15 protein-coding genes are annotated in these 15,604 nt (G+C 71.5%); 8 read left to right on the forward strand and 7 right to left on the reverse strand.

The window, feature by feature from the left end:
- Window positions 1-143: 143 nt before the first annotated feature.
- From WMF29_RS25170 to cysK, 4 genes are all read right to left on the reverse strand, one after another.
- Window positions 144-848: an HPP family protein gene (locus WMF29_RS25170; protein WP_437322688.1), complete on the reverse strand. Its 705-nt coding sequence runs from the start codon at window positions 846-848 to the stop codon at window positions 144-146.
- Window positions 849-994: 146 nt separating this feature from the next.
- Window positions 995-1,432 carry a hypothetical protein gene (locus WMF29_RS25175; protein WP_437322689.1) on the reverse strand — a complete coding sequence of 146 codons (438 nt, stop codon included), beginning with the start codon at window positions 1,430-1,432 and terminating at the stop codon, window positions 995-997.
- A 107-nt stretch (window positions 1,433-1,539) separates the two neighbouring features.
- Window positions 1,540-2,514 carry a serine O-acetyltransferase EpsC gene (epsC, locus tag WMF29_RS25180; protein ID WP_437322690.1) on the reverse strand — a complete coding sequence of 325 codons (975 nt, stop codon included), beginning with the start codon at window positions 2,512-2,514 and terminating at the stop codon, window positions 1,540-1,542.
- The gene (gene cysK, locus WMF29_RS25185) at window positions 2,511-3,500 is read right to left on the reverse strand and encodes a cysteine synthase A (RefSeq protein ID WP_437322691.1); all 990 of its coding nucleotides are present in this window, start codon (window positions 3,498-3,500) and stop codon (window positions 2,511-2,513) included. Before cysK ends, epsC begins: the two co-directional genes overlap by 4 nt.
- A gap of 509 nt (window positions 3,501-4,009) precedes the next feature.
- On the opposite strand from cysK, the gene WMF29_RS25190 reads away from it, so the two are divergent.
- The 5 genes from WMF29_RS25190 to WMF29_RS25210 all read left to right on the forward strand — a co-directional run bounded on the left by WMF29_RS25190 (window position 4,010) and on the right by WMF29_RS25210 (window position 9,721).
- A complete protein-coding gene (locus tag WMF29_RS25190) occupies window positions 4,010-4,918 on the forward strand; it encodes a family 2A encapsulin nanocompartment shell protein (protein WP_437322692.1) in 909 nt (302 codons plus the stop codon).
- Entirely contained in the window at window positions 4,905-6,875 is a 1,971-nt protein-coding gene (locus tag WMF29_RS25195; RefSeq protein ID WP_437322693.1) for a family 2A encapsulin nanocompartment cargo protein cysteine desulfurase, read from the forward strand. Before WMF29_RS25190 ends, WMF29_RS25195 begins: the two co-directional genes overlap by 14 nt.
- A 188-nt stretch (window positions 6,876-7,063) precedes the next feature.
- Entirely contained in the window at window positions 7,064-7,378 is a 315-nt protein-coding gene (locus WMF29_RS25200) for a rhodanese-like domain-containing protein (RefSeq protein WP_272093559.1), read from the forward strand.
- A 126-nt stretch (window positions 7,379-7,504) separates the two neighbouring features.
- Window positions 7,505-9,376 (forward strand): DUF885 domain-containing protein, encoded by a 1,872-nt coding sequence (locus WMF29_RS25205; protein ID WP_437322694.1) that lies wholly within the window; start codon window positions 7,505-7,507, stop codon window positions 9,374-9,376.
- A gap of 111 nt (window positions 9,377-9,487) precedes the next feature.
- Window positions 9,488-9,721: a hypothetical protein gene (locus tag WMF29_RS25210; protein ID WP_437322695.1), complete on the forward strand. Its 234-nt coding sequence runs from the start codon at window positions 9,488-9,490 to the stop codon at window positions 9,719-9,721.
- Between the two features lie 122 nt (window positions 9,722-9,843).
- Here WMF29_RS25210 and WMF29_RS25215 read toward each other — a convergent pair whose 3' ends face one another.
- Both WMF29_RS25215 and WMF29_RS25220 read right to left on the reverse strand, forming a co-directional pair.
- Window positions 9,844-10,431: a hypothetical protein gene (locus WMF29_RS25215; RefSeq protein ID WP_437322696.1), complete on the reverse strand. Its 588-nt coding sequence runs from the start codon at window positions 10,429-10,431 to the stop codon at window positions 9,844-9,846.
- 124 nt (window positions 10,432-10,555) lie between these two features.
- A complete protein-coding gene (locus WMF29_RS25220; protein ID WP_437322697.1) occupies window positions 10,556-12,196 on the reverse strand; it encodes a di-heme-cytochrome C peroxidase in 1,641 nt (546 codons plus the stop codon).
- A gap of 432 nt (window positions 12,197-12,628) precedes the next feature.
- Between WMF29_RS25220 and WMF29_RS25225 the strand changes: the two genes are divergently transcribed.
- From WMF29_RS25225 to WMF29_RS25235, 3 genes are all read left to right on the forward strand, one after another.
- Window positions 12,629-13,549, forward strand: coding sequence for an alpha/beta hydrolase (locus WMF29_RS25225; protein WP_437322698.1), 921 nt, complete (start codon window positions 12,629-12,631; stop codon window positions 13,547-13,549).
- A gap of 124 nt (window positions 13,550-13,673) precedes the next feature.
- On the forward strand, window positions 13,674-14,159 hold the full coding sequence (gene ybaK, locus WMF29_RS25230) for a Cys-tRNA(Pro) deacylase (protein ID WP_437322699.1): 486 nt from the start codon (window positions 13,674-13,676) through the stop codon (window positions 14,157-14,159).
- A 103-nt stretch (window positions 14,160-14,262) separates the two neighbouring features.
- Window positions 14,263-15,093, forward strand: a complete 831-nt coding sequence (locus tag WMF29_RS25235; protein WP_437322700.1) for a hypothetical protein — start codon at window positions 14,263-14,265, stop codon at window positions 15,091-15,093.
- Here the strand turns inward: WMF29_RS25235 and WMF29_RS25240 are convergent.
- Window positions 15,067-15,585 (reverse strand): DUF2243 domain-containing protein, encoded by a 519-nt coding sequence (locus WMF29_RS25240; protein WP_437322701.1) that lies wholly within the window; start codon window positions 15,583-15,585, stop codon window positions 15,067-15,069. The two genes, WMF29_RS25235 and WMF29_RS25240, sit on opposite strands and share 27 nt — an antisense overlap.
- Window positions 15,586-15,604: the final 19 nt, after the last annotated feature.

The raw sequence follows: 15,604 nt of genomic DNA on the forward strand, positions 1-15,604 counted from the left end.
TCACGCCGCGATCGTGACATGTCACGCCGCGACCGTGACATCGTGGACAGGCGCGGCGCGACGCGCGACGAGGCGCCCTGATGGCATGGAGCGACGATGCGGGTCACCCGTCCTCGGCCGCCCGGCGACGGGAGGTCCTTGGATCAAGGAGGAGGCGGCGGATCCTGCTCCGGGCGCGCCTGCCGCGGGGCCCACAGCGGGTAGTCGACGCCGGCGAGGCGATTGATGACGATGGCCTGGAGCGTGAGCAGGACGACCCCGCCGAGGAGCACGAGGAGCATCGGAGGCCGGGACAGGATGCCCAGCGAGACGATGAGGGTCGTCGCGCCCGCGGGAGGGTGCGGCGCGCGGGCGAGCACCATGAGGCCGGCCGTGAGCCCCAGCGAGAGCGCCGCGGCGATGGCGCGCGCGAGGGTCACGCCGGTCGCGGTCGCCGGACCTGCGTGCGTGAGCCCGGTGATGAGGAGGCTCATGTACGCGACCGCGATGCCGATGCTGTGCCCGAGGATGGTGGTGCGCGGCGCGGCCGACGCCGCCGTTGGAGTGTAAAAGAACAAGAAGGCCGTTGGCCCGAGCGACGGAAAGACGAAGGGCGACTTCGTCACCACGGCGAGGGCTGCCATCAGGCCGATGCTCACGAACCCGTTCACGCAGCTGAAGACCGCGAGCACCGGTATCTTGGAGTAGCGCTGGAGGAGCCACGGGAGCCGGAGGCGCGTGAAGATGCCGCGCACGACGTCCGTCATCTCGCCGCCGAGCGGGTGCCGCGGCGAGATCGGACCGTAACCGCGCCCGTTTCCCCACGGCTCTGGCGCCGCGGGGGTCGATTGCCTGTCTCTCTCTGCCATCCTTCGTTCCTTGCGCGCTGGCTGCGCCTGGGCGCGCCCGCTTCCGCGGACGCTCGCTCGCCGACGGGCGCCACGACCAGCTCACCACGATTCTACCCCGGGCTCCGCGAGATGGATCCGGGATCTCGCCCGGCTCGCTCCGCAGGTCAGCCCTCCGAAGAGCCACGGGGCCCCGGCGCATCCCTCCACTGCCGCACGAAGAACGGCCACGCGTCGTGGAGGTACAGGCCGAAGGGGATCCACCAGACGAGATCGTTCGTCAAGCAGAGCACGGCGGACCGAGGCGGCCACTGCCCGGTGGCGAGCAGCGCCGCGAGGCCGATCGGCCCGAGCACCTTGCCGAGCAGACCGACGCCCGCAAGGAGGAAGCCGCGCTCGGGCGCGCGAGCGACCTCCGCGTAGAGGAGGGCGTACACCCCGACGACCATCCCCAGACAGGCGAAGATCGGCGGGTGATTGAGGGGTTCCATGCCCGCGAAGCGGAAGAGCCATTGCGGGTCCACGGCGGCGTAGAGCCCCCAGCAAGCGTTGTAGAGGGCAGCCAGCGCGAAGACGGCGCGGTGCAGGCGGCGGCGGGGGATCATCGCGGGGCGGCCTCGGCGGACGCCCGGCGCTCATACACCGCGCGGGCGCCGGGGACGAGCCGGATCTCGCCCGCCCCGAGCGCGCCGGGACGACGCGCTCGGACCTCTCAGATGCCGCCGCCGTCCTCGAAGACGTCGCTGCGCACCTGGGCCTGGCTGATACGGCTGTTCGCCGGGACGCTGCGCGTGAGCCACACGTTGCCGCCGATGCTCGATCCGCGGCCGATGGTGATGCGCCCGAGGATCGTCGCGCCGGCGTACACCACCACGTGGTCCTCGACGATGGGGTGGCGGTCGATCCCCTTGATGGGGTTCCCGCTCGCGTCGCGCGGGAAGCTCTTCGCGCCGAGGGTGACGCCCTGGTACAGGCGCACGCGCTCGCCGATACGGCACGTCTCCCCGATGACGACGCCCGTCCCGTGATCGATGAAGAAGCTCGCCCCGATCTCGGCGCCGGGGTGGATGTCGATGCCGGTGTCGGCGTGCGCGATCTCCGCGAGGATCCGCGGGATGAGCGGCACGCCGAGCGTGTAGAGCAGGTGCGCGATCCGGTGGTGCATGATCGCGGTGATGCCCGGATAGCAGAACACCGCCTCGTCGATGCTCGTCGCCGCCGGATCCCCCTCGAACGCCGCGCGCACGTCGGTCTCGAGCAGCTCCTGCACCGCGGGGAGGCCCGCGGCGAAGTCGCGCACGATCTCGGCCGCGCGGCCCTCGCGGCGGGCGGCCTCGCGGGCGTCGAGCTCCCTCGGGAAGCCAAGGCCCCTCCGGACCTGCTCGTGGAGCGCGAGCAGCGCCGCGTCGAGCGTGTGCCCGACGAAGTAGTCGGTCCCCTCCTCGGTGAGATCGGCGGGCCCGAAGTGCGCCGGGAAGAACACCGCGCGCAGATCGCGCGCGATGCCGACGAGCACCTCGCGCGACGGCAGCGCCTGCCGCCCGAGCTTCTGGCGCGCGCCGTCGATCCCCCGGCCGGCGGCGCGCAGCTCCGCGACCACCGAGCCGAGCGCCCAGGACGCGCCGGACACGGCGGGCGCGGCGGGCGCGGCGGGCGCGCGGAAAACCCCGTGATCGGCCTCGCTCATGTCGCGAGCCCCTTCTCGTCGAAGAGCCCCTCGAAGAGGGCCGTGCTCAGGTAGCGCTCGCCCGAGTCGGGGAGGATGACCACGATCGTCTTGCCCTCGTTCTCCTTGCGCTTCGCGATCCGCGCCGCGACCGCCACCGCCGCGCCGGACGAGATCCCCGAGAGGATCCCCTCCTCGCGCGTCAGCCGCCGCGCGTAGGCGATCGCCTCCTCGTTGGTCACCTGCTCGATCTGATCGACGATCGACAGATCGAGCACGTCGGGCACGAAGCCCGCGCCGATCCCCTGGATCTTGTGCGGCCCCGGCCTGAGCGGCTCCCCGGCGCGCGTCTGCGTGAGCACCGGGCTGTGCGTGGGCTCGACCGCGACGGACGTGATCGCCTTGCCCTTCTGGTGCTTGATGAAGCGCGAGACGCCCGTGATCGTGCCGCCGGTCCCCACGCCGGACACGAGGATGTCGACCTTCCCGGCCGTGTCGTCCCAGATCTCCGGGCCCGTCGTCCGCTCGTGGATCGCGGCGTTCGCCGGGTTCTTGAACTGCTGCAGGAGCACGTACCGGCTCGGGTTCGACGCGACGATCTCCTCCGCCTTCGCGATGGCGCCGCTCATCCCCCGGGGCCCCTCGGTGAGCACCAGCTTCGCGCCATAACCCACGAGGAGCTTGCGGCGCTCGATGCTCATCGTCTCGGGCATGGTCAGCGTGAGCGGATAGCCGCGCGCCGCCGCGACGAAGGCCAGCGCGATGCCCGTGTTGCCGCTCGTCGGCTCGACGATCTCCTTCCCCGGACCGAGGAGCCCCCGCTTCTCGGCGTCCCACACGAGCGCCGCGCCGAGGCGGCACTTCACGGAATACGCCGGGTTGCGTCCCTCGATCTTCGCGAGCACGAGCGCGCCCGCGCCCTCGACGACGCGACGGAGGCGCACGAGCGGCGTGCGGCCGATGGATTCTGCGTTGTCTTCGAACCAGCCGCGTGTGACGTTCGACATGGGCCCTCTGGGTGCGACGGCATGCCTCCGCGTCCTCGAGGTCGGAGGACGTCGAGCGGGCAGCGAACGCCGCGCTTGATTACCAGCGGATGTTCATCTAACATAACGGACAGAATCCGCCAAGCACTTTGTGTCCCGCCGATACAGTCTCCGGGGTCGTGGCGCGCCGGTGGCTCGAGGCTGTCACTCCATCGCCTGGCTTCTGTCCTCAACACCGCAACGCCGCCGCCACGATGCGGCAACGCCGCCGCAACCCCCTTGAGCCCTGAGCTCAGCTGAGGTCCGCCCGCGTCACCATTCACCACGGCGCGCGGCTTTACTCCACGATCATGGAAAACCATCCGTTTTAAAGGAGTCCAGCATGGTGGAAAACACATCTGCTTTACAGGAGGAAAGCGTCCTGGGCATCATGAGCGCCATTGCGCCAATCCGAGTAGAAATTGTAGTAATGGTCCAGCTTTGGCGGCGATAATCCCCCCACACGCCAGAGATCGAGGAAGAGCCCTGCCATGACGAACCACGAAAGCCATTTGCTTGGCGAGCGCGCCGCAAGGCAACACGCCAACACGAGCAAGACTCCGCCCCAGTGGGCCGGTGCCACCCCGCGTTGGCTCGTGCAGCTGCTCCCCTGGACGCCTGTCGAAGCAGGCGTGTACCGCCTCAACCGGGTCACCGATACCGATTTCGCGGTCGATTGCAGCCCGGAGGACGCTGCCGAGCTGCCCACGGCGCGCATCCACTATGAAGAGCAGCCGCGTGAGTTCGTGCTCAACACGGTGACCACGACGATCCAGGTGCACACCCGGATCTCCGACCTGTTCCGCAGCCCGATGGATCAGGTGAAAGAGCAGCTCACCGTCCTCGTCGAGAAGCTCAAGGAGAAGCAAGAGGACGAGCTGATCAACAACGGCAACTACGGCCTGCTGAACAGCGTGCATGAGAGCATGCGGATCAAGCCGCGCGGCGCTGGCCCCACGCCGGACGATCTCGACGAGCTGATCGCGCGCGTGTGGAAGGAGCCCGCCTTTTTCCTGGCGCACCCGCGCGCCATCGCGGCGTTCGGTCGCGAATGCACGAAGCGCGGCGTTCCGCCGCCCACGGTGACCCTGTTCGGCTCGCAGTTCCTCACGTGGCGCGGCCTCCCGCTCATCCCCACCGACAAGCTGCACCTCGCGGGCAACAAGACCGATATCCTCCTGGTTCGCACCGGCGAGAAGAAGCGCGGTGTCGTGGGCCTGTTCCAGCCGGGGGTCCCCGGCGAGGTGAGCCCGAGCCTGTCGATCCGCTTCATGGGCATCAACCAGCTCGGGGCTGCCTCGTACCTCGCGTCCCTCTACTGCTCGGCGGCGGTTCTGACCGAAGATGCGCTCGGCGTGCTCGAGGGCGTCCAGGTGGACAGCTACTATGAGTACAAGTGAGATCCAGACAGCGGATCTCCAGGGTGCTCTGCTGCAGGTGACTCGCGCCGTAGGGAGCTCTGGGATCGCGCCCTTGAACGTGCCTCTCACGGCGCCGGGCGGCGTCGCGCCCGCATCCGCGCCCGACCTGCCCGGCTTCGACCCCGCCTCCCTGGCCGGGGTGATCGCGCAGCTCGCGAACGAGATGCTCGGCGCGCCGTTGAAGCAGGGGGCGGCGGCGCAGGCGGCGCCGCTGCCTGGCGCCGCGCCGTCGCAGTCACCCGTCCCGCACCTGGCGGCGGCTGGCGCGGCGCCGTCACCTGTCCCGGGGCCCTCCGCGGCGGCGGCCCCGGTATACCCAGGGTCGGCCCCCGCCTCTTCCGGCGCGGCGCCGCCCGCTCCCGGCTCGGTCCCCGCCTCTTCCGGCGCGGCGCCGCCGGCTCCCGGCTCGGTCCCCGCTCATTCCGGCGCGACGCCCGCCTTCCCCGGCGAGGCGTCGCTGCCGGACTTGGCGGTGCGCGCCGGGTTCGTCCGCGTCCCGCTCGTGGGCTCCGATCCGCTGAGCCTCGGAGCGGTCGATGATGTGCTCCGCATCCCGGTGCTGGGCGATCTCGCGGACCGCGACGCCGACGCCTACTTCGTGCCCGGCGTGCCCGCGCTGGGCATCGAGTCGCCCGTCGGCCCTCCCCAGGTCGAAGCCCACGAGATCCGCGCGGTGGATCCGGCGCTGGTCCGCGACCTCAGCCGCTCCGCCGGCATCCTGGACCCTCACGCGATCCGCCGGGACTTCCCCATCCTCGAGGAGCGGGTCCACAACAAGCGCCTCGTCTGGCTCGACAACGCGGCGACGACCCAGAAGCCCCGAGCCGTCATCGATCGTCTCTCGTATTTCTACGAGCACGAGAACTCGAACATCCACCGCGCGGCGCACGCGCTCGCGGCCCGCGCGACGGACGCGTACGAGGCGGCGCGCGAGGCGACGCGCCGCTTCATCAACGCCCCGTCCACGCGCGAGATCGTGTTCGTGCGCGGCACCACCGAGGGGATCAACCTGATCGCCCAGAGCTGGGGCCGGAGGAACGTGGGCCCGGGCGACGAGATCGTCATCACGTGGCTCGAGCACCACGCCAACATCGTGCCGTGGCAGCAGCTCTGCTCCGAGAAGGGCGCCAGGCTCCGTGTCGCTCCCGTGGACGACAGGGGCCAGGTGATCCTCGAGGAGTACGAGAAGCTGCTCGGCCCGCGGACGCGCATCGTCTCGATCACGCAGGTGTCGAACGCGCTCGGCACCATCACGCCCGCCCGCGAGATGGTGGCGATGGCGCACCGGCACGGCGCGCGCGTGGTCGTGGACGGCGCGCAAGCGGTGTCCCACATGCGCGCGGACGTGCAGCTCCTCGACTGCGACTTCTACGTGTTCTCGGGCCACAAGGTGTTCGGTCCCACGGGCATCGGCGCCGTCTTCGGCAAGAGCGAGGTGCTCGACGCGATGCCTCCCTGGCAGGGCGGCGGCAACATGATCGCGGACGTCACCTTCGAGCGGACGATCTACCATCCGCCGCCCGCGCGCTTCGAGGCCGGCACCGGCAACATCGCGGACGCGGTCGGCCTCGGCGCCGCGCTCGACTACGTGACGCGGATCGGGATCGAGAACATCGGCCGCTACGAGCACGAGCTGCTCCACTACGCCACGCACGCCCTCGCGACCGTCCCCGGGCTGCGGCTCATCGGCACAGCGGCCGACAAGGCGGGCGTGCTCTCCTTCGTCCTCGATGGGCAGCGCACCGAGGACGTGGGCGGGGCGCTCGACCGGGAGGGCATCGCGGTGCGCTCGGGCCACCACTGCGCCCAGCCCATCCTGCGCCGCTTCGGCCTGGAGAGCACCGTGCGCGCGTCGCTCGCCCCCTACAACACCTGCGAGGACATCGACGCGCTGGTTGACGCGCTGCATCGGATCCAGATCGGCAGGTCTCGCTGACCTGACGCCCGGCGGCTGTCCGCTGAGACGGACACCGCCGGGCTCCCTTCCGACCGATTTCGCCGCCCAACCCCCGGGTTGGATCTCCAAATTAGGCTGAACACACGGGATTTCGAAGGATTTCGTCTCGACGGCGAACTTGTGTCCCTCGGGTTGCCACTGTCGCATGCGTCCGTTATAATGGACGAATGATCCAGACGATATCGCCCAGGGACGCGGACGAGCTGATCAAGAGCGGGGAGGTGGACGTTGTGGATGTACGCGAGCCACGCGAGTGGTCGGTCGGACACGTGCCGCACGCGCGGCTGGTGCCCCTCGATCAACTGAGAGCGGATCCGCAGCGGGCCCTGCCGCGCGATCGGGTGGTGTTCGTGTGCGCGAAGGGCGCCCGCAGCCTGACGGCGGCGAAGCTCGCCGAGCGGCTCGGGTTCAACCAGCTCTACAACCTGGATGGCGGCACGAGCGGTTGGGTCAAGGCGGGGCTTCCGCTCGAGCACAGCTGAGCTGCTCGATAGAGAACATCCAGGCGTCGCGCGAGGCGCTGGTGGGGTGCCGCCGAGCGCGGCGCGCGACTCGGTTTGCACCGCGCTGCGGTTGGCGCGCGGCGCCGCCGTCACAAGGTGTGCGGCATGGACCTGCGCGCGCTCCGCACCTTCCTCCTCGTTCCCCTGCTCGCCGCCTCATGCGCCCGCAGCGCCCCGCCTCCCGCGGCCGCGCCGGCTCCCCTGCCCTCGCCGGCGCCCTCGGCGGCCGCGAGCACGGCGCCCGCCGTGCGCTCGGCACCTGCAACGGCCCAGCGGCTCCCGGCGTGGGTCGAGCGCAGCAACGAGCACGCGAAGGTCCTCCTCGACGTGCTCGTCCGGTTCTCGCCGGAGCGCGCCGGCTACCTTGGGCTCGAGCGCGCGGACCGGGAGATCTCGGACCTCTCGCCCGGGGTCGAGGCGCAGAAGCGCGCGGCCTACCGCGCGGCCATCGTGGAGCTCCAGAGACGACGAGAGACCGAGAAGGACCCGGCGGTCGCCGAGGATCTGCAGATCATGCTGGACGCCGCGGACCGGGCCGTTCGCAGCTCGGAGCTCGAGGAGAAGCACAGCGTCACCTACGTGAACGTCACGGGGCTCGTGTTCGAGGGCATCTCGAACCTGCTGGACGACCGGGTGCCGCCGGCGCGGCGGGCCGCGGCCCGCACGCGCCTCCGGCGCTATGCCGGCATGGAGGCGGGCTACGTGCCGATCGCCGAGCAGGCCATGTCCAGGCTCCTCCAGGACCTCGAGAAGCCCGGATTGCTCGCCCCGCCCAGGATGGAGATCGAGCGGCACCTCGCCACGAACGCCCGCGTTCGCGAGGGCATCGGCGAGCTCTTCAGGAAATACGGCATCAGCGGCCATGACGAGCCGCTCGCGGCGCTGGATCGCCAGCTCGAGGCGTACGACGCGGCGCTGCGCAACGACGTGCTCCCCCGGGCGCGGACCGACTTCGCGCTGCCGCGGCCGCTCTATGTGTTCGCGCTCGAGTCGCAAGGCGTCGATCTGCCGCCCGCCGAGCTCGCGTCCCTGGCCCACGCCGCCTTCGAGGATCTGACGGCGCATATGCAGGAGCTCTCGGTATCGGTCGCCAGGGAACGCAAGCTGCCAGGCGCGGACTACCGCGACGTGCTCCGCGCCCTGAAGAAAGAGCAGCTGGTGGGCGAGGCCATCTTGCCGCACTACGAGGCGCGGCTCGCCCAGATAGAGGACATCATCAGGAAAGAGCGCCTCGTCACGCTGCCCGAGCGGCCTGCGCGCATCCGGCTCGGCACCGCCGCCGAGAGCGCCGAGTCGCCGGCGCCCCACATGCGGCCGCCGCGGCTGATCGGCAACCAGGGGGAAGAAGGGGAGTTCGTGTTGCCGCTCAGCCTCCCGGGCCCCCCCGGCGCCGCGGACGAGCTGCAGAAGGTCGACGACTTCACCCATGCAGCGGCGTCGTGGACGCTCACCGCCCACGAGGTGCGCCCCGGACACGAGCTCCAGTTCGCCTCGCTCGTCGAGCGCGGCGTCTCGATCGCCCGGGCGGTGTTCGCGATGAACAGCGCCAACGTCGAGGGCTGGGGGCTGTACTCCGAGGCCCTCGTGTTCCCGTTCATGCCGCCCGACGGTCAGCTCGTCTCGCTGCAGTACCGCCTGCTGCGGGCCGCGCGCGCCTTCCTGGACCCGGAGCTCCAGGCCGGCAAGATCACGCCTGCGGCCGCGCGCGCCTTCCTGGAGCAGGAAGTGGTGCTGTCGGCGCCGTTCGCTCAGTCCGAGGTGGAGCGCTACACGTTCCGCGCGCCGGGACAGGCGACGTCGTATTTCTACGGGTTCACCCGGCTGATGGATCTCCGGGCAGAGGTCGAGTCCATGATGGGTCCTCGCTTCGATGCGCAGCGATTTCACGATTTCGTGCTCGCCCAGGGGATCCTGCCGCCGAAGCTGCTGCGCAAGGCCGTGTTCGAGCGGTTCGTCGAGGCTCAGCCGGAGCGCTGAGCGAGAAAGAGCGAGCGAAGGCGGTCTCGATCCGGCGCGGGGTCCCCTTGCGGCACGCCTCGCCGGCTCCACCTGTCGTGTCGGGCACGGGAGCGCCGGAGGATGTGACGCATGGGAACGAGCGAGGAGAAGGCAACGGAGCGACAGCCGGAAGCACCTGAAGGCGCCGCGGCCGGACCCGAGGCGACGAGGGCGAAGATGCGCAACGAGCGGAGCCCGCAGACGCCGCCCGATCGCGGCGGGGCGCGCTCGCAGCGCGAGGCGTGGGAGCCGGTGGACGAGGCGTCGGACGAGTCGTTCCCGGCGAGCGACCCGCCGGCCTGGACGCCGATCCACCCGGGCTGAGCCTGGACCCCGCTGCGCTGCAGCTCATTGCGGCGGAGCCAGCGCCCGCCCCTGAGCTGGCACGGGCGGAGCTCGGCCTGGCTCATCGCCAGATTACCGGCCCCACGGCCGGCTGCGGTCCGTCACGGCTCGGGAACGCCCTCTTCGAGCCACGTCCGCGCGCTCTCGGCGGTGAGCTTGAAGTCCGGGGGCACCCTCGACCGCCTCACGGTCTCTCCTGCCGCGTCTCGCCCCGTGAGGATGGCGTGCGGATCGTCCTCGTCGGGCACGATGTCGAGGTCCACCCGCATCCGGGCGCCGCCCTCGACCACCGTCGTCACGCTCCGGTGCAGCTGCGCCCGGCGTTGCTGGGCGTGCCGCGAAAGGACCTCGTTCGCCGTCTTCACCAGGGTGGCGAAGGCGCTCGCGTCGAGCGGCTTCGGGTTCTTCTTGTCACGCCCCATCGTCCACGGCCCCACCAGCGCGGGCTCGCTCTGGCCGTCGCACGTCATCTCGACCGCCCACCCGTCGTCGTCCTCGTTCTTGATGACCCGCGCCGTCCACCCGTTCCCCTTCCACAGCTTCGGGTCCTGATCTTCAGGGCGGATCGGGCGCGTCTGCCCGACCTCGTCGTCCGTCGCGTCCGTCGCGTCGTGCGTCGTGTCCATGGGCGCCTCGGTGTACTCGCTGCGCGCCCGGCGCGTCCACCCCGCCGCGCACGCCTCGGGCATTTCCTGTCAGCACCTGGCAGCCCTGGACCTCCTCCGCGGCGACCGTCGAGCCCCCTCCGGCAGGCCAGCAGGCGGCGCTCCCCCCGCGCCGCCATCGCTCGGCGCGCCTCGCCAGGCGCGCCCGTCACAGCGTCTTCAGGTACTCGACCAGATCCCAGCGCTCCTGCTCGGTCAGCGCGGGGCCGATGACGCCGTTTCCGCGCGGCCCGTCGCGGTATTCGTGCCCGGCATTCGAGTTGCCGGGGATGTCCGTCACGAGCTCGAACCCTCCCTGGAAGGGCTTCACCTGGAGGCCGACGTGCTTCGGGTCGAACTCCGTACTGCCGAGATAGAACCTCTTCGAACGCTGGTCCGCCGGCAGGAGCAGCTCGTACAGGCTCGCGACGGACCCATTGTGCAGGTACGGCGCCGTCGCCCAGATCCCGTTGAGCTCGCGCGCCTTGTACGCGCGCGGCGCGCGCCACCGGTTCGGGCGATACCCGTCCCACGCGAGCCGTTGCTCCGACGACAGGCCGTACTCGTCGTACTTCAACTCGCGGATCGCCGACGTTCCGAGCTCCAGCGCCTGCGCCATCCCCATCTTCCCGAGCCCGAGCGCCCCAAGATCCGCCGTGCGCTCGTTGAAATTCACGGCGTGGGTCGGATCGGTGCCGATCAGCTCGAGCGGGGACATCGTCGCTACCCGGAAGCGCTTGCCGTGCTCATCCGGGGGAGTCAGCCCCGGGTCGTGGCAGCTCGCGCAGTGCGCGCGGTAAAGACGCTCGCCGCGCGCCGCCCGCTCGCGGTCGATGCTGCCGAGCAGGTGCTCCGGCCAGCGCGGCGCGCGGAGCTTCTCGACCTGCTGCTCGATCAGGTGCAGGTTGTCCACCCGGATGCTCGACTGGAGGTGCATCCCCGCCCCTTGTGGCGCGGGGTCGAGCCGCGTGTGCGTGCCCACCCCCAGGGCCTCCCCGATGTTGCGCCCCATCGGCTGCATGATGGATCCGTTCCATTGGACCCAGTCGTAGCTCGGCGCATCCCAGAGGTGGGGATAGTCGACGGGCGCGTCGAGCGCGCGGAGGTTCTCCGGATTGAGCTGACCGAACAGCAGGTTGCCGGCGCGCCCGAGCGCGTCCAGCCTGCCAAACCCTGCAACGGCGGCGTGCGGCCCCGCCGCGCCCCCGGCGAACGCTTGCAGCCGGGCCGCCTCCAGCATCTTCTCCATCTGCGCTCGCAAGGCGCGCGTGGAGTCCTCACCGTAACGGTCCTTGAGGACCTCCCTGGCGAAGCGATCCAGCTTCTCCGGCGTCTTCAGCGTACGGTCGAGCGCGCCGAAGAGCGCATCGGTGAAGGCGACCACGTCGATCGCCGCAGGGCCGCCGTCAATCCGGATCCTCGCGCCACGATAGGAGATCTGGCGGGTGTGGCAGGTCCCGCACGTGAACCCGACGTACACCTCGCCCGTCGCGGGCTCGACGTCCCTGGCGAACCCCACCGGGAGGCGCTCCGGGTTGTTCTTCGCGTCCGGATCTTCGATGAAGCGATAGCGCGCCACATAGTCGCTCGCGGCGAACCGATCGGCGCTGTCTTCCCGCTCGAGCGCAAGGAACCACCCGAGCGGGACCAGCCTGGCGCCCTGGGAGGCACGGTAGAAGATCCGGCGCTCCGCTTCGCCCCATCCCTGGTCGAGGTACACGACATCGCCCGCGCCCCGGCCGCCCTTCGCGTGCGCGCAGCCGACCGCCGCGACCGCCGCGAGCGCGATCGCCCCCATCTGGATCCACATGACCGTCCCCCCTTCGACAAGCCCCGGCGACGCCCGCGGTCGCCAACACCGCATGTCAGAATCTGTCGATAGCTCGTTTTCCCTGATCGGCTCTGTCGAGCACGATACGGATCCATCCGCGCGCCGCCGCGATCCACCCGGAACAGCGCGCAGCGGCGCGACACCGTCGCAGGGAGCCTACGACCGCACAAAGCCGAGTCAAGCCGCGGGCAGCGAAGGGGGCGACTCCGGTGCTTCGGTGTTTTGGACGTGCGTTGGAAGAGCGTCTTCCCAGGAACTCTGGGGCTCGATGACCTGACGTCAGATCCCGAAAGGCCACCGCCCGCGCAGCGCCGCTCCCGGACGCCGCTCGTAGACGCCGCGCGCCGCGGGCCGCGACGCGGAGCGCGAGCGCGGGCTGGCTGACGGCCGCCGAGCTGCGACACTCCGCGCATGGTCCTCCACCGGCGCCCGTTCCTGGCCCTCTGCGCCGCAGCGCTCGCCCCGCGCGGCGCCCTCGCCGACCGCGCCGGCGCCGCGCCGCCCTCGCCGACCCCCGCCGCTTCCCCGCCCGCCTTCGACGTCCGCGACCTCCAGGTCCCCGGCGAGCGCGCCCTCGGCCGGCGGTTCACGCTGCTCGTCCCGAAGCACCTCGCCCCGGGCGAGCGCGTGCCGCTGCTCGTGCTCCTCCACGGCCTCGGCGAGACCGGCGACGAGCGCCTCGGCGCCTTCGCGTGGCTCTCGCGGTACGGCCTCGGGTCGGCCTACGAGCGGCTGCGCCGCCCGCCGCTCGAGCGCACCTCGCGCCGCATGGACTGGACCGACGCGCGGCTCGCCGAGGTCAACGCCGCGCTCGCGGCGCGGCCGTTCCGCGGCCTGGCCATCGCGTGCCCCTTCACGCCCAACGTCCACAAGGCCCCGAACCCCTCCGCGGCGCTCGACGGCTACGCGCGCTGGCTCGCCGAGGTGGTCCTCCCCCGCGCCCGCGCCGAGGCGCCCGCGTTCGACGACGCGGCCCGCACCTCGCTCGACGGCTGCTCCCTCGGCGGCTACGTCGGCGTCGAGGTGTTCCTCCGCAGGCCCGAGCTCTTCGGCGCCCTCGGCGGCGTGCAGTCCGCCATCAGCGCCCACCGCGCCGCGTCCTACGCCGACCGGCTCGCCCGGGCCGTCGCCGCGGCCGGGCCGCGCGATCTCCACCTGCTCACCAGCGAGGGAGATCCGTTCCGCGACGCGAACACCGCCCTCGCCTCGCAGCTCGCGAAGCGGTCCATCCCCCACACCCTCCGCGTCCTGCCGGGCCCGCACGACCAGCCCTGGCTCCGCGAGGCCGGCACCATCGAGATGCTCCTCTTCCACGACCGGCGCCCGCGCTGAGCCGGCGCCGCGCGCCCTCGCAACGCCCGCGAGGCGGACGAAGCGGTTCGGCCGGCCTCGGGGCGCTTCTTCACGGTCGTCATCGGCGCAGCCGGCGCGTATAGGTTGGGCCCGGCCCATCCCCATGAAGACCAACGCCGCGCGCATCCTCGACAGCCTCGGCATCCCGTACGAGCTGCGCACCTACGAGGTCGACCCGAGCGACCTGACCGCGGGCACCGTGGCCAGGAAGATCGGCCTGCCGCCGGAGCAGGTGTGGAAGACGCTGGTGGCGCGCGGCGATCGCCACGGCGTCTGCTTCGCGGTGGTGCCCGGCAACGCCCAGCTCGATCTCAAGGCGATGGCCAGGCTCACCGGCGACCGGAAGGTCGACACGGTGCCGCTGAAGGAGGTCCAGCCGCTCACCGGTTACGTGCGCGGCGGGGTCACGGCGCTCGGCGCGAAGAAGGCCTATCCCGTCTATGCGGACGAGACGATCGAGCTCTTCGAGGTCGTCTCCATCTCGGCCGGCGTGCGCGGCACGCAGATCCTCGTCGCTCCCGGCGATTATCTGCGCGCGACCAGGGCGAAGGTCGGCGCCATCGCGTCGCCGGGCGGCGACGCGGACTGATCGCGTCGCCGGGCGGCGACGAGGATTGGACGCTCGCGCCGCCGGATCCGCGGTATGCTGGCAGAGCTCGCCTCCGGTCCGGCGCTGGGCGGCGACGAGGGATATGACCAGAGCGGCCTGCGACGTGCGCGACCCGAGCGAGCTGAGCACCTCCGAGCTGCGGCAGCGGTGCCGGGGCTGCAAGCCGTGGGAGCTCGGGCTCGGCGCGGTCCAGCTGGCCGCCTCGGCGGCGGCCGGAGGCGCCGTGCTCGCGGCGGCCGGCGCGTGCATTCCGGGGCTGGTCCAGTGCATCAGCGTGGGCCCGGCGCTCGCGGCGGGGCTCGCGGTCTGGGAGTCGATCGGGGTGGCCAGGGGGTGGCTGCCGGGCGCGGCGTACCGCGATGAGCTCGCGTTCCGCGCCTGGCACGCCGGGCTCTCGCCGTGGGTCGGGCCGGCAGCGCAGCGTCGCTGGGCCAGGCGCGCGCTGGCGCGCCGGCCCGCGGCCCCCGACTGGCTGCTCGTCCTCGAGGGCATCGCGCCGGCCGGCGGAGGGCGCCGCTGGGTCAAGGTCGAGCTCTCGCTGTCCCCCTCCTCGGACGGCCCGTTCCGCTCGCAGGCCAGCGGGCACGCGCTGCTGCGCGCGGACGGCGACGGCGCAGAAGCGCCGCACGGGAGGCGCCTCACGCCCGAGGAGCTCGACGACCTGAGGCGGGCCGTCGCAGAGCTCCCGGAGGGGCTCTCGCTGGACACCCCCGCTTCGCCCCAGAACCCCGCGGCGTTCAGCGGCCGCTGCGAGCTGCTCATCGCCAGGAGAACGCCGTTCGCCGTGGCCCAGCTGACAAGCGCGTTTCCGTCGCTCGAGGCGGGCCCTCACGCGCCCTCGCTGTCGCTGCTGCACCGCCTGGTCCAGCTGGCCTGGCGCGACGAGTCAGGTCCGAGCCGGCGCGGCCACTGACGGGCGCGCCTCGCGCGTCAGGCGCCGGCCGCCCAGCACGAGCAGGACGCCGGACGTGAGGAAGGCCAGGTCCCAGCCGAGCTGCCCCGGACCTGGACGGACATGGTGGATCTGCAGGAGGTGATGGTCGATCACCCCCTCGACCAGGTTGAACAGCCCCCAGCCCATGGCGGCGGCGCCCGGGAGCATCCGTCCGGGGAGCGCGGTTCCGCCCGCGCGCAGGGCGCTCCAGAGCTTGATGACGCCTGCCACGGTGAGGCTCAATGCGACAACGCCGAACAGGCCGTCGGCGAAGATGTTCCGCCTCACATCGTCGATGGTCGCGCCTGGATGGCAGCTGAAGCAGATCAGATGATGCCACTGCAGGATCTGATGGAACAGGATGCCGTCGATCAGGCCTCCTGCGCCCATACCGAAGATCACCCCCGCCGTCTTCACGGCGCGTGAGGTCCTCGTGGCGGTCGTGATCTCGAACGGGCGGACTGTGCTCATGAAATCCTCCTGAGCGCGC

The organism is Sorangium sp. So ce381 (assembly GCF_051473845.1).
GTDB lineage: Bacteria > Myxococcota_A > Polyangia > Polyangiales > Polyangiaceae > Sorangium > Sorangium atrum.